At 38.6% G+C, this 22153-nt stretch carries 16 protein-coding genes; all 16 read left to right on the forward strand.

Annotated features, from left to right (window positions below):
* Positions 1-339: 339 nt before the first annotated feature.
* Positions 340-2124 carry an oligopeptide ABC transporter substrate-binding protein gene (locus ACQV2P_RS02040; RefSeq protein WP_428874813.1) on the forward strand — a complete coding sequence of 595 codons (1785 nt, stop codon included), beginning with the start codon at positions 340-342 and terminating at the stop codon, positions 2122-2124.
* Positions 2125-2271: 147 nt separating this feature from the next.
* Positions 2272-2967, forward strand: a complete 696-nt coding sequence (gene rnc / locus ACQV2P_RS02045) for a ribonuclease III (RefSeq protein ID WP_428894560.1) — start codon at positions 2272-2274, stop codon at positions 2965-2967.
* Positions 2968-2971: 4 nt separating this feature from the next.
* Complete coding sequence (gene smc / locus ACQV2P_RS02050; protein ID WP_428894561.1) at positions 2972-6538, forward strand: chromosome segregation protein SMC; 3567 nt, start codon at positions 2972-2974, stop codon at positions 6536-6538.
* A gap of 5 nt (positions 6539-6543) precedes the next feature.
* Positions 6544-7353 carry a Cof-type HAD-IIB family hydrolase gene (locus ACQV2P_RS02055; RefSeq protein ID WP_428873740.1) on the forward strand — a complete coding sequence of 270 codons (810 nt, stop codon included), beginning with the start codon at positions 6544-6546 and terminating at the stop codon, positions 7351-7353.
* 15 nt (positions 7354-7368) lie between these two features.
* On the forward strand, positions 7369-8394 hold the full coding sequence (gene ftsY / locus ACQV2P_RS02060; protein ID WP_428881882.1) for a signal recognition particle-docking protein FtsY: 1026 nt from the start codon (positions 7369-7371) through the stop codon (positions 8392-8394).
* An 81-nt stretch (positions 8395-8475) separates the two neighbouring features.
* Positions 8476-9477, forward strand: a complete 1002-nt coding sequence (locus tag ACQV2P_RS02065; protein ID WP_428894562.1) for a helix-turn-helix domain-containing protein — start codon at positions 8476-8478, stop codon at positions 9475-9477.
* Positions 9478-9480: 3 nt separating this feature from the next.
* On the forward strand, positions 9481-10062 hold the full coding sequence (gene pgsA, locus ACQV2P_RS02070; RefSeq protein WP_428873737.1) for a CDP-diacylglycerol--glycerol-3-phosphate 3-phosphatidyltransferase: 582 nt from the start codon (positions 9481-9483) through the stop codon (positions 10060-10062).
* 95 nt (positions 10063-10157) lie between these two features.
* On the forward strand, positions 10158-11435 hold the full coding sequence (locus ACQV2P_RS02075; protein WP_428894563.1) for a competence/damage-inducible protein A: 1278 nt from the start codon (positions 10158-10160) through the stop codon (positions 11433-11435).
* A 44-nt stretch (positions 11436-11479) separates the two neighbouring features.
* The gene (recA, locus tag ACQV2P_RS02080; RefSeq protein WP_428874803.1) at positions 11480-12541 is read left to right on the forward strand and encodes a recombinase RecA; all 1062 of its coding nucleotides are present in this window, start codon (positions 11480-11482) and stop codon (positions 12539-12541) included.
* Positions 12542-12791: 250 nt separating this feature from the next.
* Positions 12792-14354 carry a ribonuclease Y gene (gene rny, locus ACQV2P_RS02085; protein ID WP_428874802.1) on the forward strand — a complete coding sequence of 521 codons (1563 nt, stop codon included), beginning with the start codon at positions 12792-12794 and terminating at the stop codon, positions 14352-14354.
* Between the two features lie 238 nt (positions 14355-14592).
* Positions 14593-17157, forward strand: coding sequence for a DNA mismatch repair protein MutS (gene mutS, locus ACQV2P_RS02090; protein ID WP_428876365.1), 2565 nt, complete (start codon positions 14593-14595; stop codon positions 17155-17157).
* Between the two features lie 15 nt (positions 17158-17172).
* Positions 17173-19056 (forward strand): DNA mismatch repair endonuclease MutL, encoded by a 1884-nt coding sequence (gene mutL / locus ACQV2P_RS02095; RefSeq protein ID WP_428894148.1) that lies wholly within the window; start codon positions 17173-17175, stop codon positions 19054-19056.
* Positions 19049-19486 (forward strand): peptide-methionine (R)-S-oxide reductase MsrB, encoded by a 438-nt coding sequence (gene msrB, locus ACQV2P_RS02100; protein ID WP_428876364.1) that lies wholly within the window; start codon positions 19049-19051, stop codon positions 19484-19486. The genes mutL and msrB overlap by 8 nt, the downstream gene beginning before the upstream one ends.
* Before the next feature lie 3 nt (positions 19487-19489).
* Positions 19490-20077 carry a Holliday junction branch migration protein RuvA gene (gene ruvA / locus ACQV2P_RS02105; protein ID WP_428894149.1) on the forward strand — a complete coding sequence of 196 codons (588 nt, stop codon included), beginning with the start codon at positions 19490-19492 and terminating at the stop codon, positions 20075-20077.
* Positions 20078-20096: 19 nt separating this feature from the next.
* The gene (gene ruvB / locus ACQV2P_RS02110) at positions 20097-21101 is read left to right on the forward strand and encodes a Holliday junction branch migration DNA helicase RuvB (protein ID WP_428873729.1); all 1005 of its coding nucleotides are present in this window, start codon (positions 20097-20099) and stop codon (positions 21099-21101) included.
* A 13-nt stretch (positions 21102-21114) separates the two neighbouring features.
* A complete protein-coding gene (queA, locus tag ACQV2P_RS02115; protein ID WP_428873728.1) occupies positions 21115-22152 on the forward strand; it encodes a tRNA preQ1(34) S-adenosylmethionine ribosyltransferase-isomerase QueA in 1038 nt (345 codons plus the stop codon).
* Position 22153 lies beyond the last annotated feature (1 nt).

Genomic DNA, 22153 nt, shown 5'->3' on the forward strand with positions numbered 1-22153 from the left:
ATGAGTAAGAAGTGGGGCTCTTTTTTTATGAGAAAATTTTAATCTTACAGAAAAGTTTTCGTTTTGAAATTTTATTATATCTTGTAAGTGCTAAATAAAAATCAAAAGATTTTTCTGCTAGAAATTACTAGTTGGGTCATAAGCTTTAAAATAATGAAAAGACATTTTCATGAAAAACCTTTAAGACAAGTGAGCTTTGGAAACTTTTCATAAATAAACCCCTAATAAAGCTTGTTTTTATTAGAAAAAGATAAAAATATTAAAAAAAAATTAGAAAAGACTTGATTTAATCATATAATTTCTATATGATAGGATTATCACATTTAGAGGAGGCTTAGTATGAGAAAATCATTAGAAAAACATCTTATACAGTTTATGACAACAATGACAATCGGTTCCTTGGTATTGAGTTCCCTACCTATGGTCCAAGCTGAGGAAGCAGATGGAGAAGGAGCCCCCGCACCGGACATTTCGACTTCTGTAGAGCATGAAGGTGAAGTCATGGAGGGTGGAACACTTAAGGTAGCCTTTGTTTCCGATACCGCATTTGCAGGTGTCTTCAATAATATGTTTTACACAGGAAACCCAGATGCAACCGTAATTGCTTACTTTAACCCTGGCCTATACGGCTACGACAATAACTTCAAGATCGATGATTCCGGTTTTGCCAAAGTGGAAATGGATGTTGAAAATAAACAAGTAACTATCACAATCCCAGAAGGAGTTAAGTGGGATGATGGCGAACCGATTACGATAGATGACGTTATTTTTCCTTACTATGTAGTAGGACACCCTGATTATACCGGCATTCGTTATGGTAGCGATTTTGAGAATGTGGTAGGAATGGACGAGTATCATAACGGCGAAGCCGAGGAAATTTCTGGGTTGGAACGTGTCGATGATTATACCCTAACCGTTACTTATAAGGCTTTTCCGAACTCAATGGTTCAAGCTGGTGGAGGAATTTCTTCTTATATCGAACCTGAGCATGTCTTTGAAGGTATCGAAGTAGCTGATATGGAAGACTCTGCACCTGTACGTGAGAAACCAGTAGGCTTTGGACCTTTTAAGGTGGAATCAATGACACCAGGTGAAGCAGTCACTTATACTGTAAATGAAAATTATTATAAGGGGCGTCCTAAATTAGATGGAATGACAATGAATGTCATCAACCCTAATTCAATTGTTGCTGAATTAAAGGCTGGTAATTTTGATATTGCAACCTTACCAACTGATAAGTATGATACTTATAAAGATGCAACGAACTTTACTACCATTGGTTATGAGCAGAATGCTTATACATACATTGGCTTCAAGATGGGTAAATGGAATGAAGAAGAAGGTAAAAACGAATTTGATCCTGAATTAGTTACATCCAATAAAGCTCTTCGTCAAGCGATGGCTTATGCCATGGATAATGATTCAGTCGGCCGTGAATTCTATCAAGGATTGCGTCGTGCTGCAGACTCAATGATTACACCGAACTTTGTAGAATACTTAAATCCTGACGTTAAGGCCTATGAATACAATCCAGAAAAAGCTAAGGAAATTTTAGCAGAAGCTGGCTTTAAGGATGTGGATGGTGATGGTCTAGTGGAAGATCCTAATGGCGAGAAATTCACCTTGAACTTCGCTTCAATGTCAGGTGGTGAAACAGCTGCTCCATTGGCTCAGTACTATGTACAAGCATGGAACGCAGTCGGTATTCCTGTAGAGCTATTAGATGGACAATTACTAGAGTTTAATTCTTTCTATGAACGTATTAAGAAGGATGATCCAGAAATACATATTTTCCAAGCTGCTTTTGGTACTGGTGGCGATCCAAATCCAAATGGATTATTTGGTGAACGAGCACAATTCAACTACAGTCGCTATGTGAATGAAGAACATAACCAATTATTAGCGGATATTGAATCAGACGAATCGTTTGATGATGACTACCGTCAAAAAGCCTTCTACGCTTGGCAAGAATTTATGCATGAAGAGCTTCCTGTTATTCCAACGCTTTGGAGATATGAATTAACAGCCGTTAATAAGCGTGTGACGAATTGGGATGTTGAAATTGGAGCAAATCTTGATTGGACACAAGTAGGCTTAACTGCTGAAAGTCCAATTGCTGAATAATTTAAAATTTTAAAAGATGAAGATCAAGCATAGCTTTGCTTGATCTTTTTATTTATATACGGTATTTCATTTTTGTATTGCTGAATGACTTTGTGTAATCAGGGGATTTTTGGTAAAATCAGTGTATATTTGATAGGAGTCGAAGCCATGCATCAGTTAATAGAACACATCGAAAAAGAATTAAAAATTAAAGTTACTAACCAGAAGATTATTCAGCAAGCTTTCTACCATCGGTCATATATTAATGAGCAAGGTGAGAACTTAATTCAGTCCAATGAACGATTAGAATTTTTAGGCGATGCTGTGCTTGAGATTCTGGTTAGTCAATTTTTATATGGACAATACCCCCATAAGCCTGAAGGAGAACTTTCACGCATGCGAGCTCAGCTCGTCAGGGAACCAAGCTTGGCTTATTTAGCTAGACAAGTAGACTTTCCTCAATTTATCCAATTAGGTAAGGGGGAAAGATTGTCGGGAGGTAAAGAAAGAGATTCCATTTTAGCAGATACATTTGAAGCCTTTTTGGGGGCAGTTTATTTGGATACTGGTATGGATATGGTTGAAAACTTTCTGAGTAGAGTCCTCTTTGATCACCATCAAGAAATTTTGACACTAACCGTGCAAGATTATAAGACCAAGTTCCAAGAAATGGTTCAAGTCAAGGGAACAGTTAAGATTGAATACCGTCTCCTAGCAACCCAAGGACCTTCTCATGCACAAACCTTTACCATTGGGCTGTATTTAGAAAACGACTTAATAGCTAAGGCCAGTGGCAAAAGTAAAAAAGAAGCAGAAATGAAGGCCGCTAAAAAAGCCATTCACCATCTTCAAAAAGGAGTGTAGCTGTTTGTATTTAGAAAGAATCGAAATGACTGGTTTCAAATCTTTTGCTGATAAAACAGTCATTAATTTTGATCAGGGCATGACAGCAATAGTCGGTCCCAACGGTTCAGGTAAATCGAATTTATCTGAAGCCATTCGTTGGGTCTTAGGAGAACAATCGGCTAAATCCTTGCGTGGTAACAAGATGGAAGATGTTATCTTTAATGGTTCACTCGATCGAAAGCCAGTCAATATTGCTAAAGTATCCTTGGTTTTAAATAATGAGGATCGTTATATTGATATGGACCCCCAAACGATTACGATAACGCGTCAATATAACCGTAATGGTGAGAGTTATTTTTTTATCAATCAAAAAAATGTTCGCTTAAAAGATATCACTGATTTGCTGTTGGATACAGGCTTAGGTAAAAATTCTTTCGCCATGATTTCCCAAGGTAAAGTCGAGTCCATCTTTTTAAGTAAACCAGAAGAAAGACGAGGAATTTTTGAAGAAGCAGCTGGTGTACAAAAATATCAATACCGCAAACAAGAAGCTCAAAGAAAATTGCTGCGGTCACAAGACCATTTGAACCGTGTCAGGGATATTTTACATGAATTAAAAAATCAACTGCAGCCACTTAAAGAACAAAGAGAAAAGGCTTTGACCTACCAAGAGAAAGCGGCCCAATTGAAAGAAGAAGAAATATCCTTATATACCTTTCAAATACAAGACTTTAAAGCTAAATGGCAACAAGCCAAGGACCACTACCAACAAATAAAAGCTGAATTAGACCGAGTTAAGAATGATCAAAAATCTTTTTCGCAATCAATCGATGATAAACAGAACCAATTAGACTTGATAAATCAAAGCATTGATCAAGAAGAGATGGAAAGTCGAAAACTTATCCAATTGATTGAGAGATTAAAGGGCCAAATTGAAGTGTTTCAGCAAAAAACGCTTTATGCCAATCAATCCAGTCAAGAAAGAAAACTAAATCAAGATCGCTACCAAAATCAATGGGTTGACCACCAAAAACAACAAGAGGTCCTTAATCAAAATTTAAACTCATTAGAAGAAGGTATTCGAAAAGCAAAAGAAGAAGTAAAAGCATATAATCAACAACTTAATGACTTTCAAGCGCTAAAGAATGAAGAGTTAGATCAGTTAAGGGGAGAATTGATTGACTATTATCGTCAAGAGTCGGCTATAAAGAATCGCTTGCAACAATTTGATAAATTTAGCCAACAATTCGATCAACGCAAGGAAAGCTATCAAGACCAAATCAAGGAAAATCAAATTCAAATCCAAGCTCTTGAAGACCAAGAAGTTAGCTATCACGATCAAATAAAACAAGTGAAAGCAGACTTAGAAAGCCTTCAAACTGAAGGGGAAAAGGCCCACCAAGCATTGGATCAAGCCCAAGCCAATCGTGATCAATTAAGGAAAGTAATCTACCAAGCAGACCACCAAATCCAAATGCTCCACTCCAAGTATCAAAGCTTGCTACAAATGCAAGTGGAATATGCCGGCTATTACCAAGGAGTCCGAGTCGTGATGAACCACCGTGATCAACTACAAGGAATCATTGGAACGGTAGCCGAATTAATCGAAGTTGAAAAAAACGATCAAGTTGCTATCGACATTGCTTTAGGAGCTGGTTTGCAAAATATTGTTGTAGAAAACGACCAAGCTGCTAAGCAAGCTATATCACTTTTAAAAAACAAAAGAGCCGGACGAGCCACCTTTTTACCAAGAAGTAATATGAAAGCTCGGACCCTAAAGGCCCATCACCAAGAGCTACTCCAACAAAACCAAGGAGTGGTGGGGATTGCTAGTGAACGAGTTTCTTATAAAGCAGAAAATCAGCGAGTGATTCAGCAGTTATTAGGGTCTACAGTGATTGTTGATACACTTGAAAATGCCCAGTCACTTGCTAAGGCTAGCCATCAACAGTTAAAAATCGTAACACTTGAAGGCGACTTGATCCTTCCTGGAGGCTCTGTTACAGGGGGAAAAAATAAGCATAAGTCACAATCTGTAATGGGGCGCTCTCAAGAGATTGCAAGCCTTGAAAAAGAGTTGAAAGAACTAAAAAAGAGTCAAAAAGAACAAGTGGCAACTTTTGAAAGGTGTGATCAGAAGGTTTCGCAATTTCAAACGGCTTATCAAAAAGCTTTATCAGATTACCAACAACTTAGTCAAGACCACCAAAAATTGCTGAATTTAATTGAAAATATACAGTCACAGCGAGATCAAAAAAATAAACATCTATTGATTTTAACCGATGAATTCAAGCAAATGACTCAAGATTTTGAGACTTCTCACCAAGATTTTCAAGCAGCTGAGCAAGACTTACAAGCTCTAAAGGCTAAAATTGAAGAAGTCCATCAAACCATTCAATCCATGCAATTGTCTCAATCGGAAAAACAAATGAAGATTGGGCAACTTCAAGCCGACTTGAATGAAAGCAAAACCAATTTAGCGCTTTTGGAAATGGAAACCAAACAAAAAAGAGAAAGCCTGCAAAATGAAATTAAGCAAGCACAAAATTTAGAAGAATTAATTGCTTCCAGTCAACAGTTAGAAGAAAGTGACTGGAATGAAGTTCAAAACTTAGAAAATTCAATCAGTCAATTTAAAGTGGATTTAAGCCAAGCAGAAGGCGATTTAGACCAAGTCAACGCTGATTTAAGCGTTCTACGCCAAGACCGCCAGAGTTTAAATGAAAGTTTAAGGAGTCATCAGCAGGCCTTAAAAAATAGCGAAGATCAGCTTCAATATCAATACCAAGCAGAGGCCAAATGCCAAGCCAAGATTGAAAGATATGAAGATCAGATGGATCAAGATTTACTCTATCTTAATGAAACCTACGCCTTGTCGTTCGAAGCAGCTACTCAATTAGCCCAGCCTGTAGAATCTGTTGCTCAGGTAAAAGAAGTGGTTAAAAAGTTGCGTAAGGAAATTGATCAATTAGGACCTATCAACTTAGCAGCAATTCAAGACTATCAAGAAGTGGATGAACGTTATCAATTGTTATTTGAGCAAGAAAATGACCTGTTAACAGCTATGGAGCAGCTAAATAATACCATTGATGAAATGGATTCAGAAGTGGGTAGTCGCTTTAAAGAAGCCTTTCAAGCTATTAACCATCAATTTCAAAAGACCTTCACTCGTTTATTTGCTGGCGGTAAGGCTAAGTTAGAATTAACCGACCCGACCGATTTATTAACTACCGGTGTCGATATTATTGCTCAACCACCCGGTAAGCGTAAGCAAAACTTAGCCCTCTTATCAGGAGGCGAAAGAGCTTTAACGGCCATTGCTTTATTATTTGCTATTTTGGAAACAAAGACCGTTCCATTTGTGGTTCTAGACGAAGTGGAGGCAGCTTTAGATGATGCCAATGTTTACCGTTATGGGGAATACATTCAAAACTTTACCCAAGAAACGCAATTTATTGTCATTACCCACCGCAAAGGGACCATGGAATATGCAGACATTCTATATGGAGTGACTATGGAACAAACCGGTATTTCTAAACTAGCAGCGGTGAAAATGAATGATTTTGTAGCATTAGACCATCAGGAGTAGATAAAATGATTCAATTACTAGCCATCGATTTAGATGGAACCTTATTAAATAGTTCCAAAGAAGTTACAGCTAAAAACCTTGAAGCACTTGATTACGCTCAAGAGCGAGGCGTTAAAGTCGTAATATGTACAGGTAGACCTTATTCAACCATGCATCATTTAATCGATCAAATCGGCTTAAAAAGTGAGGATGATTATTTAATTCTATATAACGGTGCCTTTGTCCAAAGAATTAGTGATGGGCAAGTCTTAATACAAGAAGAGTTAAGCAGCCAAGATCTTCACTCATGGTATCGAGAGTTAACAACTTTAAATTTACCTTTAAACGTTCTAGACCAGGATTTAGTTTATGAACCCTTAACTTACCCAAAAGGTTATGAAAGTTTTTATGTGGGCAATGTTTCTACAGCCCCCCATACCAAAATTGATTTTAATGATTTTGATGAAGCCCATCGTTTTATGAAATTTGTGGTCACGATTGATGAAGCCCATTTATCGCGGCAAATACCACTGTTAAATAAAGAACTTGTCAGTCAATATACCCTATCAAGATCCCATCCTTTCCAATTAGAAATTATGAAAGCGGGAGTCAATAAAGGAAATGCTTTAAAAAAGTTGTCTGATCAGTTAAATATTCAACCTTCTGCTATAATGGCAATAGGAGATCAGATGAATGATGAGCGCATGATTGAATTTGCTGGTCTTGGAGTGGTGATGGGAAACGGCGCAGAGACTTTAAAGCAGAGGGCTGATTTCATTACTTTATCCAATGATCAAGAGGGTGTCGCTCATGCAATTTATCAATTTATTCAATAGAATGGAGGAAGTCATATGGGATTGTTTGATCGCATCAAACGTGCTTTCACAGGTGAAGATAAGGTTGTAAAAGAAGAGGTTTTAGACCAAGAAGAACAGATTGTCTTTGAGAAGTATGATAAGGGGATGGAAAAAACACGTAAATCCTTTTCTGACCGCATCACGGATTTATTTACTTCTTGGCGCGAATTAGATGATGAATTCTACGATGATCTAGAAGAAATCTTAATTTCAGCCGATGTTGGCTTCAAAATGACTCTAGCTTTAACGGATGCTATTCGTGATGCAGTAGAAGCTGAAAATGTTCATAAAGCTCAAGATGTTAAGCGTGTTATGTTAGAACAAATGGTGGCAATTTATGAAAAAGACCAACCAGTCAATCCTGATTTAATTGAAAATCCAAACGGGCCAACCGTAGTCTTATTTGTGGGGGTCAACGGGGTAGGCAAGACGACTTCTGTCGGTAAAATTGCTTATAATTTAAAACAATCCGGACATAAGGTTTTAATGGCTGCTGCCGATACTTTTAGAGCAGGTGCAGTTGAGCAACTAAATGTTTGGGGAGAGCGCTTAGGAATACCAGTAGTGACCGGAGCGGACCAAGGAGACCCTGCTTCTGTAGTTTTCGACGCTGTGAAAAAAGCCAATGCGGAAGAGTACGATTACCTTTTAGTTGATACAGCAGGGCGTTTACAAACTAAAGCAAATCTCATGGCTGAATTAGCTAAAATGAAACGGATTATCGAAAGAGAAAATCCGAATGGCGTACAAGAAGTTCTCTTGGTTTTAGATGCAACAACCGGACAAAACGCCTTAATTCAAGCGAAACAATTTAATGAAGCAACCGAGATCAGTGGACTAGTCTTAACAAAATTAGATGGGACAGCTAAGGGGGGCGTCATTCTTTCTATTCGCCATGAATTAGATATTCCAGTTAAATATATTGGTTTGGGTGAACAAGCGAGTGACCTACAAGCTTTTGACGCTGAGAAATATATGTATACGCTTATTCGTGACTTACTTGAGAAAGAAGCCAACTAAACTTAATTAGGGACTTTTATCTGACCCAAGGCTTTTAACTGTGCTATAATGTGAATGATAGAGATAGAAGGGGTCATAATTATGAGTGAATTAGGAACAAGATTACGTGAAGCACGCGTAAATAAAGGGTATACACTTAATACCCTGCAACAAATGACTAAAATTCAAAAAAAATATTTACAAGCGATCGAAGAAGGACAACTGGAAGAACTACCGGGAAACTTCTATGCCCGAGCCTTTGTGAAACAGTATGCCGATATGGTAGGTTTAGATGGAGATACTCTTTTAAAGGAATATGCTAGTGAGTTGGAAGTGCAAAACAATGAAAGCAGTCCGATAAGAGAAGAAGAGGCTGAAATGCCAAGTCGGTTACGTAGCCGTCATTTAAATGATGAATCGAATCGGATGGAGAAAATCCTCTCTTATATTCCCATGGCTATTCTATCAGCAATTATTATCTGTATTATCGGTATCTTAATTTATACCATTCGTCAGATTTCAACGGAAGATAATCAAGTCGCTCAAACCAATAATAATGCTGATGTCTTAGAAATTGTTAAGCCGTCGGCTAATCCAGTCGATGGATCGACAAAAGAGCCAGAGGTGACTGAAAAAGCTAATAACAAAAAAGACTTAGCGGAAAACCAGCTTTTAGTTGGAAAAGAAGTAATTACTGAAATCTCTCAAGCTGGCGAGATTAAAACCTACCAATTAGAAGGTCCAATTGAAAATTATCAATTTGGTGCCAAAGGAAATGCCTTTGTTTGGGTCGGTATTTATGAAGAAGGAAGTATGGTAGTTGACCAAACGATTTCTAAAGATGAAGTTTTAGAACATCAAGCCAATGATACAACCAAGACTGTGCGGATGGAATTAGGTTATTCAGAAGGGGCTCAATTTATAGTCAACGGTAAAACAGTTGAGCCTGATCCGAGTGTTCCTGGCGTTATTATCTTTAAAGTTAAAGATGAAACTGCCTCTTCAACTGAAGAGCTAGCCATTGATGAGCTGGGAGAAAAGAATGAAGAAACTTCTTATGAAGGTCCAGCGGTATTAGACCCCAATTATTCATCAGGAGAGTAAATTATGAACATTGCTAATCGTTTAACTGTTTTTAGAATATTCTTAATCCCTATCTTTGTTTGTCTTTTAACTTTACCTTTGGATTGGGGCAATCTAACACTGTTAGGAACGACTCTTGCTACCCCTTACTTTATTGGGGGGCTCGTATTTGCCATAGCATCCTTTACGGACTATTTGGATGGTTACTTAGCGCGAAAATTACATTTAGTCACTTCCTTTGGTGTCTTTGCGGATCCAATGGCAGACAAGCTGTTAGTCATTGCAGCACTTATCCTGTTGGTTGAACACCAATTCATCCCAGCTTGGATCGTTATTATTATTATTAGTCGTGAGTTATTAGTGACCGGTTTAAGAGTTCTACTCGCTCAATCTAATGGTAAAGTAATGGCAGCGGCCTGGCCTGGAAAAGTTAAAACCTTCAGTCAAATGTTTGCCATTTTGTTCTTTCTTTGGAATAATGCTGGCTTTACATGGTTGCCTTTCTCATTGGCACATTTTTTAATGGGAGTTGCTTTATTCTTTACTGTATATTCAGGTGTAGAATATTTTTATAAAGCGAGACATCTTTTTACCGATATTAAGTAGATTATTTTCATTAAAAGTCATCGTTTTGATGGCTTTTTTTTAAAGAAAACACCTTTTTTAATTTTAATAGGTATATATAAAATGGAGGGCCTGCAATGAAGTTAGAAATTATCACAGTGGGGACCGAATTGGTTCAAGGACAGACCATTAATACCAACGCAGCACTACTAGCTCAAGCATTTGCTTCAATAGGTATTTTGTCTTTCAACCAACAAGTGGTAGACGACAATCCAACGCGACTTGAAGAAGCAATTAGAATCGCTGCGACTAGAGCAGAACTAATTGTTTTAGCTGGTGGGATAGGGCCGACCCATGATGATTTAACCAAAGAAAGTTTAGCCCACTTTCTTGGTCAAGAATTAATTGTTGATTTTCAACAATGGCAATACATTCAAGATTATTTTAAAAAACAAAATCGTCAACTTTCACCCTTAGAGTATAAACAAGCTTTAACCTTTAAAGAGGGGTATTGTTTTCATACAGAAGATGGCTTAGCCTGTGGCAGCTTATATTTTGCTGCTGATGCTAATCAATATTACCTATGTTTACCAGGCCCACCTAGTGAGTTAAAGGCCATGCTTGAAAAAGAAGTTTTACCTTATTTTAAAGAAAAAATTGACCAGACCATAGCAATTAAATCCATCTATTTAAATTTTTATGGGATTGGCGAGTCGCAAGTGGCCCATATATTAGATCCAATTATTAAAAAAACAAAAGAGCTGGAAATCGCGATTTATGCTAAGCCTAGACATATTCGCCTAGTCTTGAATCAAAAGCAAGAAAAAATAGCTGACAATAACCAATTATTAGATAAAACAGCCCAGCAAATAATCGCTAAATTAAAAGACTATTACATAGGTGAAGGAAGAGAACATACTATAGAAGCTTATTTGATTGATCGATTGAAGCAGCTGAATCTCACTCTTTCTGGTGCTGAGAGTTTAACAGGAGGTAAAATGCTCAGTCGCCTCACTCAGGTTCCAGGTGCTTCAACAGTCATAAAGGGTGGCTTTGTGGTCTATCAAGCGCAAACCAAGGTAGATTTGTTATCGGTTGATCCTATGATAATTGAAGAATATTCAGTCTATAGTGAGCAATGCGCTTGTGCTATGGCCGAACAATGCTTAAAATTAAGTGGCAGTGACCTCGCTCTGGCTTTAAGCGGAGTAGCAGGTCCGGGCTCTGATCAAGGACATCCAGCTGGAGAAGTCTATCTGGCTTGTGCAAGTAAAAATCGTCCGACCGAATGGCAGAAACTCATGCTTCCCAATCGAGGGCGCGACTATGTACGGGACTTGGCCACTAATTATGGTTATGAATTAATTAAGAGAGTAGTCGAACAAAAGTTCGCAAAAAACTTGAGTTTGGACTAAATAATTGTTAAGATAAGATTACCTTGATGAACGGAGGAAATAATATGGTAGATGCCAACAGACAAAAAGCCTTAGATCAAGCGCTAAAGAATATAGAAAAAAGTTATGGAAAAGGTGCAATCATGCGTTTGGGTGATCGAACAAGCGTTGAAATTGATACAGTTCCTTCAGGCTCCCTCGCCCTAGATGTGGCCCTTGGAATTGGTGGTTATCCACGAGGACGGGTCATTGAATGTTATGGACCGGAATCTTCTGGTAAGACTACTGTTGCCCTACATGCCATTGCATCTGTCCAAAAGAAGGGGGGCTTGGCTGCCTTTATCGATGCTGAGCATGCTTTAGATCCTGTTTACGCTGAGAAATTAGGAGTTGATATTAACGAATTATTACTCTCTCAACCAGATACAGGAGAACAAGCTTTAGAAATAGCAGATGCCTTGGTCTCATCAGGAGCAGTCGATATTGTAGTGGTTGACTCTGTAGCAGCCTTAGTACCACGAGCTGAGATTGAAGGAGAGATGGGAGATTCGCACATTGGTTTGCAAGCGCGTTTGATGTCGCAAGCCATGCGTAAATTGTCCGGCTCAATTAATAAAACCAATACGATTGCTTTCTTTATTAACCAGATTCGTGAAAAGGTGGGTGTAATGTTTGGTAACCCAGAAGTAACCCCTGGTGGTCGTGCCTTGAAGTTTTATTCTTCTATTCGTCTTGAAGTCAGAAGAACTGAAAGCCTTAAGCAAGGCGGTGATGTGTATGGTAACCGGACACGGATTAAAGTCGTTAAAAATAAACTGGCACCACCGTTTAAAGAAGCCATGGTCGACATTGTTTATGGTTACGGTATTTCGCAAATTGGAGAGCTTGTAGACATGGCATCTGATTTGGATATTATTAACAAGGCAGGTTCTTGGTATTCATATAAAGAAGAAAGAATTGGTCAAGGACGCGAAAGTGCTAAACAATTCTTAGAAGATAACCCACACATCTTTGAAGAGATTGATCAACAAGTTAGACAGCATTATCAAATTGGTGGACATTCGGCAGTAACTTCTGAAGAAGCCGATGAAGAAGCACTAGAAAAAATTAAAGAAATTAAAAAATAATTTTTTGAGATATTTTTTTAAAACTAGCAAAACGCAAATTATAAAGCTTAAAAAGGCCCCTCAATCCAATGAGGGTCTTCTTTTTTATAAAAAAGCGTCAGAAAATATGAGGCTAAATAGTCATAATGATCCTTTGAATTATTTGACTATGGCTGCGATTAAAAGTATTATAAAAGTTGTGGAAAGCCACGATTAATTTTTACACCATATTAATTAATGAAAAAACTAAATAGATACGGAGGTGACTCTTATGGAAAATTTGATTCCACTCGCCTTCGCTATCGTTGCTTTAATTGCTGGTTTTGTTATTGGTTATATCGTTAAACAAAAATCAGATGAAAAAAATATTGCGGGTGCAAAAGCAAATGCCGAAGCAATTATTGATGATGCGATAAATCAAGCCCAAACTTTAAAACGCGAAGCGCTTTTTGAAGCGAAGGAAGAAAATATCAAATACCGTAATGAGATTGAAAACGAGCTGAAAGATCGTCGCCAAGAAGCGACAAAATTTGAAAATCGTTTAATTCAAAAAGAAGAAAACCTGGATAAGAAAAGCAATACTTTAGATAATCGTGAATCTCTATTAGAAAATAAAGAAGCAGATTATTTAAAACGTAAAGATGAATTGGTTGAAAAGGAAAGTGAAATTGAACAACTTATCTTAAAAGGCCAAGAAGAATTAGAAAGAATTGCTATGATGTCAAGAGATGATGCGAAAGAAATCATTCTTAAAGAGACAGAAGAGACACTTTCTAACGAAATGGCTGTCATGATACGTGATGCTGATCAAAAAGCTAAAGAAGAAGCGGACCGTAATGCGAAAGAAATCATTCTTCAAGCTATTCAACGTTCGGCAACAGACCTAGTCACAGATAATTCTGTATCGGTTGTGCACTTGCCAAATGATGATATGAAGGGTCGGATTATTGGTCGAGAAGGACGGAATATTCGCACCTTAGAAAGTCTAACAGGTATCGATTTAATTGTAGATGATACACCTGAAACAGTCGTTTTAAGTGGCTTTGATCCAATTCGTCGAGAAATTGCTAAGCTCGCTCTTGAACATTTAATTCAAGATGGCCGAATTCATCCTGCTAGGATTGAAGAAATGGTTGAGCGGGCACGTAAGGAAATGGATGAGCGCATCCGCGAAGTCGGTGAAGAAGCTGTCTTTGATGTTGGTATTCACGCTATTCATCCTGATCTAATTAAAATTATCGGTCGTTTAGCTTACCGGACTTCCTATGGTCAAAATGTCTTAAAACACTCTGTTGAAGTTGCAAAGTTAGCAGGGGTAATGGCCGGTGAATTGAATGAAGATGTAGTCTTAGCCAAAAGAGCGGGCTTACTTCATGATATTGGTAAAGCATTAGACCAAGAAATTGAAGGTTCTCACGTTGAAATTGGTGCAGAAATTGCTAATCGTTATAAAGAAAATGAGGTAGTTATTAATGCAATTGCTTCTCACCATGGCGATACTAAAGCAACTTCTGTTATTTCAGAACTAGTCGCAGCGGCTGATGCCTTATCTGCTGCAAGACCAGGTGCACGAAGTGAATCCTTAGAAAACTACATTCGTCGCTTGAAACAATTGGAAGAAATCGCCAATGAAAATGAAGGCGTTACTCAATCCTATGCTATCCAAGCAGGTCGAGAAGTACGTGTGATTGTCGCTCCAGACAAGATCAATGATGCTAAAGCGGCTGCTTTAGCAAGAAGTGTGAAACAACGCATTGAAAATGAAATGAAATATCCAGGAAATATTAAAGTAACGGTTATACGCGAAATACGAGCCGTAGAGTATGCGAAATAAAGACAAGGCACAACCCCTTTTGGAGTTGTGCTTTTTATATCATGATAATGATGAGAGCTTTTGCTAAAATAGAACTAGTCAAAACCTTTACTTCTAAGAGAACCTTTGCTTAAATCTCAAATTGTTATTAATTAATTATTAACAAGCAAGTAGAAAGAAAGCTTATTTGGCTTATGTCATTATTATGATATCAATTCAAAACCAATCAACGATTAAATGAACTAGAGGATGAGTAGCCATGTCAAGTAAAGAAACCCCTATGATGCAACAATATCTATCCATTAAAGCCAAGCATCAAGATTCCATCTTGTTTTTTCGTTTAGGCGATTTTTATGAAATGTTTTATGAAGATGCTATTACTGCTGCAAGAGTATTAGAAATCACGCTGACTTCCCGTAATAAAAAAGCCCAAGATCCAGTGCCCATGTGTGGGGTTCCTTATCATTCAGCCACCGAATATATCCGTCGTTTAATCCAAGAAGGCTATAAAGTGGCTATTTGTGAACAATTAGAAGATCCACGACTCACCAAAGGGATGGTCAAAAGAGATGTTGTTCAAATCATTACACCAGGAACCATTTTGGTCGACCAAGCACTCAAACACAAAGAAAATAATTACCTAGCCGCTTTTTTAAAAGCAAAAAACACTTACCATTTGGTTTATGTGGATATTTCAACGGGTCAAAGTCGGATGACTCAAACAGAAGATTGGAATCAATTTGTCAGTGAAATCCAAACGGTTAAACCCAGTGAGTGGATTATCGATGAGGAAGGAAGATCAGGTTTTAGCCAAGAAGAACTGAGCCTACTGCAAGAAAGGATTACGGCTTTTAAATCAACCTTTACACCTGCCGCTTTAACAGAAAATTTCTTTAAGCTAAAAGAGGCAAGCCCTGTTCAAACAGAACTTTTAAAATACTTATCAGCTTATCTCCAATCGATTCAACCGCATGCTTTTGATTATTTAAAAGAGGTGGAAGAGTATACCTTATCTGCCTACTTGCAGATGAATCAATACACTAAGGTGCAATTAGAATTAACCGAATCTTTAAGAACTCAAAAGCGAAAAGGGTCTTTATTGTGGCTGATAGACCGCACGCAAACGGCCATGGGAGGAAGACTATTACATCAGTGGTTGGATAAACCCTTATTACAAAAACAAGCTTTAATTAGCCGCCATCAAAAGGTAGCCGGTTTAATTAATCATTACTTTCTTCGCCTTGAATTAATCAATATTTTAAAAAATATCTATGACCTTGAACGCTTGGTAACAAAACTATCTTTACAGACTGCCAATGCTAGAGAAGTTGACCAATTGCGCCAGTCTTTAAAACAAATACCCCTTCTTAATCAGTATCTCCAACAATTGAACGAAAGCATGGATTCAGTGGATCAATTTCAAGCCTTGCCTGAATTTAATGAGCTTTTGGCTATTATTAATGAAGCTTTGGTCGATAATCCACCGATTTCATTAACAGAAGGTAGAATCATTAAAGACCGCTATCATAAGCAGTTGGATGGTTATCGTGATGCTTTAGATAATGGTGAAAGTTGGCTAATTGATTATCAAGAGCGTGAACGTCAAAGAACCGGCCTAAAAACCCTGAAAGTAGGCTATAATAAAGTCTTTGGCTATTACCTAGAGATGAGCCGTCTGCAAGCACAAGACTTTGACGATCCGACTTATGTCCGCAAGCAAACGTTAGCTAACAATGAACGCTATATTACAGACGAACTTAAACAAATAGAAAGTACCATTCTGGGGGCCCAGGAAAAGGCTGAAAAGTTGGAGTACCATCTCTTTATTGAATTACGCAATCGTTTAAATACCTATTCTAGCCAACTGCAAGAATTGGCACAAGCGGTAGCCACTCTAGATGTTTTATGTTCTTTTGCTGAATTAAGTGAGGAAGAAAACTTCACCCAAGCTCATCTGTCTGATCAAAGAAAAGATTTTGAAATAAAAGAAAGTCGTCATCCCGTTTTGGAGAAGTTAATCGGACGCGCTAAGTTTATCGCCAATGACTTTGACTTAGACCAAGATCAATTTGTTCTACTATTAACCGGACCTAATATGTCGGGCAAGTCGACTTATATGCGTCAAATCGCCTACAGTGTGATTCTTAATCAAATCGGTTGTTTTGTCCCTGCTAAAGAGGCGAGACTGCCCTTAGTCGATCAAATCTTTACTCGGATTGGATCTTCTGATGATTTAACCAGTGGGCAATCCACCTTTATGGTAGAAATGATAGAGACCAATTATGCCTTACAAAACGCCACAGACCGCAGTCTTATCCTCTTTGATGAGATTGGTAGAGGAACCGCCACCTTCGACGGTATTGCCCTAGCGGAAGCGATTCTTTACCATATTGCTCAAAAAGTGGGGGCTGCTACCATCTTCTCTACCCATTATCATGAATTAACGGACCTTGACCAAACACTTTCTCAAATAAAAAACATTCATGTTGGAGCAGTGGAAGAAGCCGGTCATTTAGTCTTTCTCTATAAGATCTTAGCTGGACCAGCGGATAAGTCCTACGGCATTCATGTAGGACGCTTAGCAGGCCTGCCGGAATCAGTCTTGCGACAAAGTCAAGTGGTGTTGGATGAGTTAGAAGCTAATGCCAAGCATTTACGCAACCATCAAGTTGATCCAATAGATCTCTTGCCAATCCCTGAAGAAGAGCAAACTAAAGAAAGCTCTTCGAAGATTGAAACGGCTCTTGAAGCAGTAGATGTTAATCAAATGACCCCCCTAGATGCTTTAAATTTCTTAGCCCAATTAAAACAAGAATTGAAATAAAGAAAGGAGACCGCAATGGGAATTATTAAACAAATGGATATCGCTCTAGCCAATCAGATTGCAGCCGGAGAAGTGGTTGAAAGACCGGCTTCAGTCGTTAAAGAATTGTGTGAAAACGCCATTGATGCCAAAGCAGATCAGATTCAAGTGGAAGTAAAAGAAGCGGGTATTCAACAAATTATAGTGATTGATAATGGTCAAGGAATGGTGGAAGAAGATCTTCATCAATCCGTTTTAGCTCATGCGACCAGTAAAATATATTCCCTACCAGACCTTTTTCAGATTACTTCTTTAGGATTTAGAGGAGAGGCCCTAGCTTCTATAGCTTCAGTAGCCAAAATCAGAATTGAGTCGACTTGGAATGAAGCAAACCAAGCCAGTCAAAGTGGTCATTTTATTGAAGTTGAAAATTCAAAAATAATCAATCAAGGTTCTTGCCCGCCCCGTAATGGGACTACCGTGCAAGTGGATTCAATTTTTTATAATACACCAGCCCGACTCAAGCATTTAGCCAGTCTGCAAACTGAAATGCGCCATATTCTTAAGGTAATCCAGAATTTAGCTATAGCCTATCCAAGTATTTCTTTTACTTTAATTTCAGATGGAGATCGTTTGCTACAAACGGTCGGTAAGGGGGATTTGAAGCAAACCATTGCTCAACTGTACTCACCCCAGCAAGCAAGAGAAATGCTAGCCTTCAAGCAATCGGACATAGAGTTTGGCCTAGAAGGATTGATCTCACCACCCACCTTGACTCGAACTAGTCGCAATTATATTCACTGGATGGTCAATGGTCGAACAGTCAAGAGTCCTTTTCTTAATAATGTGTTGATCAAGGCTTATGGCAAGCAGTTAATGATCGGTCGTTTTCCTTTGAGTTTTATTCAAATAACAACGGATCCTCGCTTGGTAGATGTCAATGTGCATCCTACCAAACAGACTATTCGCTTAAGTAAGGAAGCGGAACTGGCTAAACTATTAACTCAAGCCGTTCAAGCAAGCTTATTACAAAACCGCGCCATTCCTGAAGCAGGAGACAGCCTATTTAGACCTACTCGTTTCTACCAACAAAATAAGGGGCAATTAGACTGGATCAGCCAAACATCCCATCTAGCAGAAGATAAGCAAGCTATAGAGCTGTCTCGTCCTGATTCTAACCAGATAAAAATGGATGAGTACACAAAAGTCAGTGACTTCCCAACTGAAAAGACTCAAGGGATGATGGAAGCATTAAGCTCTCAAGCAGTAGAAAAAGAGGCATTGGATCAACAAGAAAAACCAAAGATGATTGATTTTAGTCAGCTACGCTATGTAGGTCAGATTCATGGCACCTATTTAATTGCTGAAGGTCCTTCTTCTTTCTACTTAATTGATCAACACGCTGCCCAAGAGAGAGTCCGTTATGAAAAATTAATGGCTGACCAAGTGGATGTTGACCAGCAGCAGGATTTTTTGATGCCCAAGCTATTTAGTTTTGATTTAAAAACGGCGCAAATGGCAGAAGAATATAGCGACCGTTTGGCCGAAATAGGGATTCACTTACAAGCTTTTGGTCCTAAATCCTATCAAATGCAAAGTCATCCCACCTGGTTAGAAGCCGATGAATTGGACCAGATAGTGCCAGACTTATTAGACCGTTTGAGCCGGCAAGAAGATCTTTCAGTTAATCAATTGAAAGAAGCGAGCATTATCATGCAGTCTTGTCGTGGTGCTATTAAGGCCAACCATCGCCTAGCAGACAGTGAGGCCATTCATCTACTTGCTGAAATGAACGATTTGCAAGATCCATTGCATTGTCCCCATGGTCGTCCAGTATTTATCGAATTCGATCCGACCACTATTGAAAAACTGTTTAAACGTATTCAAGATCATCATTTAGGAGGAAGAGAAAATGACTAAAAAAGATTATCAAGATAAAATTAAAAAATTAGACCCCATTCAATACCATGTGACACAAGAAGCAGGTACTGAAAGACCTTTTAGCGGTAAATATGACCAGTTTGACCAAAAAGGCATTTACGTTGATATTGTGTCAGGAGAACCCTTATTTTCGAGTAAGGATAAGTTTGATGCTGGCTGTGGCTGGCCATCCTTTACTCAACCAGTTAAGGGAACTGAATTGCAAGAATTAGAAGACCATAAATTATCCAGACCTCGAACGGAAGTTCGCTCCAAGCAAGCGGATTCTCATTTGGGCCATGTCTTTAATGATGGGCCAAAGGATAAAGGAGGCTTGAGATACTGTATTAACTCAGCCGCTTTACGCTTTATTCCTTATGAGGAGATGGACCAAGCAGGTTATAGCGATTATAAGAAATGGGTGGAATAGTTAATGTATCAATACATTCAAGGACAAGTTAAGCAGATTCAACCCACTTACTTAATTCTAGAAGCTAATGGTATAGGTTACCAAATCTGGTGTGCTAATCCTTTCCGTTGGCAAGAAAAGATGCAAGAAAGCATCACACTCTTTATCGAATTAGTAGTCAGAGAAGATGCAATGCTCCTATATGGTTTTATGGACGAGGCTGAAAAGAACCTCTTTTTACAATTGAATAAGGTTTCCGGTATTGGCCCCAAGTCGGCTCTATCCATTCTAGCGTTAGATGATCAAGTGGGCTTGGTGCAAGCTATTGAATCGGCTGATGCCAAGTATTTAATGAAGTTCCCAGGGGTGGGTAAAAAAACAGCCCAGCAAATGATTTTAGACTTACAAGGTAAGCTTGATTTGAGTCAAATGAAAGAAAGTGAAGACTCACCAACAGCTAAAAATAGTTATTTAGAAGAAGTAAAACAAGCCTTAGATGGTTTAGGCTATTCTAAGCGTGAGATTGAGCGCATCATGCCAAAAATAGAAAAAGAAGCCATCCAATCAACCCAAGAAGGTTTGAGTTTAGCCTTTAAGCTCTTAATAAAATAAGCAAGAGAAAGGAATCAATATGGATCAAGAAAGATTTGTATCAAGTGAAAGCTTGAGTGAAGATGATCAACAGCTTACCACTTTGAGACCCCAATTATTAAAAGATTATATCGGTCAATCGAAGGTTAAAAACGAATTGAATGTCTATATTCAAGCAGCCTTGAAGCGATCAGAAGCGCTCGATCATGTCTTACTCTATGGGCCTCCTGGCTTAGGTAAAACCACTCTTGCCATGGTGATTGCCAATGAGTTAGACGTTAAAATTCAAACAACTTCAGGCCCAGCTATTGAGCGACCGGGTGATTTATTAGCCATTCTTAATGAACTGGATGCTGGCGATATTCTTTTTATTGATGAAATTCACCGCTTACCTCGCATTGTTGAAGAAGTACTTTACTCAGCCATGGAAGATTATTATGTCGATATTGTTATTGGACAAGGAGCTAGTTCCCAGCCCATTCATTTTGAATTGCCACCCTTTACTTTAATAGGAGCAACCACACGGGCGGGGATGCTTACTCAACCCCTGCGTGATCGCTTTGGCATTATGGCCCACATGCAGTACTATGAGGTCAAAGATTTAGAAAAAATCGTTAAACGGTCTGCCAGAGTCTTTCAAATCGACATCGATGATCAAGCCAGTAAAGAATTGGCCGTAAGAAGTCGTGGCACGCCAAGAATAGTTAACCGTATGTTAAGACGGGTGCGTGATTTTGCACAAGTTCATGGCGATGGCAATATTCATATCAAGGATACCAAAGAAGCTTTAAAAGTCTTACAAATTGATGCTTTAGGCTTAGACCCGCTTGATCGTAAACTTTTAAAGACGATGATTGAATTTTATGGTGGAGGACCGGTTGGAATTGCCACCCTTGCTGCCAATATTGGAGAAGATATCGTGACCCTGGAAGATATGTATGAACCTTATCTTGTCCAACAAGGCTTCATTAAGCGTACGCCTCGAGGACGGATGGTTACCGAATTAACATATCGCCATTTAAATTATCCCCTGAAAGAAAAATAGAAAGAAGAAAACGATGACTTATACAACTAAAGATTTTGATTATCATTTACCAGAAGAATTGATTGCTCAAACTCCCTTAAAGGACCGCTCATCATCGCGTATGTTGGTCTTAGACCGTCAAAGTCAGCAAACAATCGATACAGACTTTAAACATATGCTTGACTATTTAAAGCCTGGGGATGGCTTAGTAATTAATGAAACCAGAGTTATTCCCGCGCGTTTATTTGGTGTTAAACCGGATACCGGGGGACATATTGAGGTCCTTTTATTAAAAAACACCCAAGGTGACCAATGGGAATGTCTAGTTAAACCAGGTAAAAGAGCTCGTTTAGGGACCGTCTTACATTTTGGCGACCAAGCCCAATTAGTGGGAACAATTATCGAACATAAGGAAGACGGAGGAAGAGTTATTGAGTTTTCTTATCAAGGTGTTTTCCTAGAAGTGTTAGAATCCCTAGGTCAAATGCCTTTACCTCCTTATATAAAGGAAAAATTGGATGATCCAGATCGCTATCAAACGGTCTATGCCAAGCAAAATGGTTCGGCCGCTGCTCCAACAGCTGGCTTGCACTTTACTCAAGAACTAATGCAAGAGGCAATAAATAAAGGCATTGAGATTATTCCGATTGTGCTGCATGTTGGCTTGGGAACCTTCCGACCTGTTTTTGTAGAAAAGATTGACCAACACCAAATGCACGCTGAATATTATCAAATCAGCCCAGAATCGGCTGAAAAAATTCAAAACATTCGTAAAAGAGGTGGCAAGATCACAGCAGTCGGTACAACCTCTGTGCGCACCTTGGAAACAATTGCACGTGACCATCAAGGGCAAATTGTGCCAGCTTCTGGTTGGACGGATATTTTCATCACGCCAGGTTTTAAATTTCAAGCAGTTGACCATTTAATTACTAATTTCCACTTACCACAATCAACCTTAGTTATGTTGGTTTCAGCCTTTTATGATCGCGATAAAATTTTACAAGCCTATCAACACGCAGTGGATCATAAATATCGTTTCTTTAGTTTTGGAGATGCGATGTTCATTCTCTAAA

Source organism: Facklamia sp. P12932 (genome assembly GCF_050409545.1).
Classification (GTDB): Bacteria; Bacillota; Bacilli; order Lactobacillales; family Aerococcaceae; genus Facklamia.

Bases quoted from the DNA above. Each gene is read 5' to 3' on its own strand.
- ACQV2P_RS02075 (WP_428894563.1), top strand. From the start codon at position 10,158: ATGAAGTTAGAAATTATCACAGTGGGGACCGAATTGGTTCAAGGACAG.
- recA (WP_428874803.1), top strand. From the start codon at position 11,480: ATGGTAGATGCCAACAGACAAAAAGCCTTAGATCAAGCGCTAAAGAAT.
- mutL (WP_428894148.1), top strand. From the start codon at position 17,173: ATGGGAATTATTAAACAAATGGATATCGCTCTAGCCAATCAGATTGCA.
- ftsY (WP_428881882.1), top strand. From the start codon at position 7,369: ATGGGATTGTTTGATCGCATCAAACGTGCTTTCACAGGTGAAGATAAG.
- ACQV2P_RS02055 (WP_428873740.1), top strand. From the start codon at position 6,544: ATGATTCAATTACTAGCCATCGATTTAGATGGAACCTTATTAAATAGT.
- rny (WP_428874802.1), top strand. From the start codon at position 12,792: ATGGAAAATTTGATTCCACTCGCCTTCGCTATCGTTGCTTTAATTGCT.
- ACQV2P_RS02065 (WP_428894562.1), top strand. From the start codon at position 8,476: ATGAGTGAATTAGGAACAAGATTACGTGAAGCACGCGTAAATAAAGGG.
- ruvA (WP_428894149.1), top strand. From the start codon at position 19,490: ATGTATCAATACATTCAAGGACAAGTTAAGCAGATTCAACCCACTTAC.
- queA (WP_428873728.1), top strand. From the start codon at position 21,115: ATGACTTATACAACTAAAGATTTTGATTATCATTTACCAGAAGAATTG.
- pgsA (WP_428873737.1), top strand. From the start codon at position 9,481: ATGAACATTGCTAATCGTTTAACTGTTTTTAGAATATTCTTAATCCCT.
- msrB (WP_428876364.1), top strand. From the start codon at position 19,049: ATGACTAAAAAAGATTATCAAGATAAAATTAAAAAATTAGACCCCATT.
- mutS (WP_428876365.1), top strand. From the start codon at position 14,593: ATGTCAAGTAAAGAAACCCCTATGATGCAACAATATCTATCCATTAAA.
- ruvB (WP_428873729.1), top strand. From the start codon at position 20,097: ATGGATCAAGAAAGATTTGTATCAAGTGAAAGCTTGAGTGAAGATGAT.
- ACQV2P_RS02040 (WP_428874813.1), top strand. From the start codon at position 340: ATGAGAAAATCATTAGAAAAACATCTTATACAGTTTATGACAACAATG.
- rnc (WP_428894560.1), top strand. From the start codon at position 2,272: ATGCATCAGTTAATAGAACACATCGAAAAAGAATTAAAAATTAAAGTT.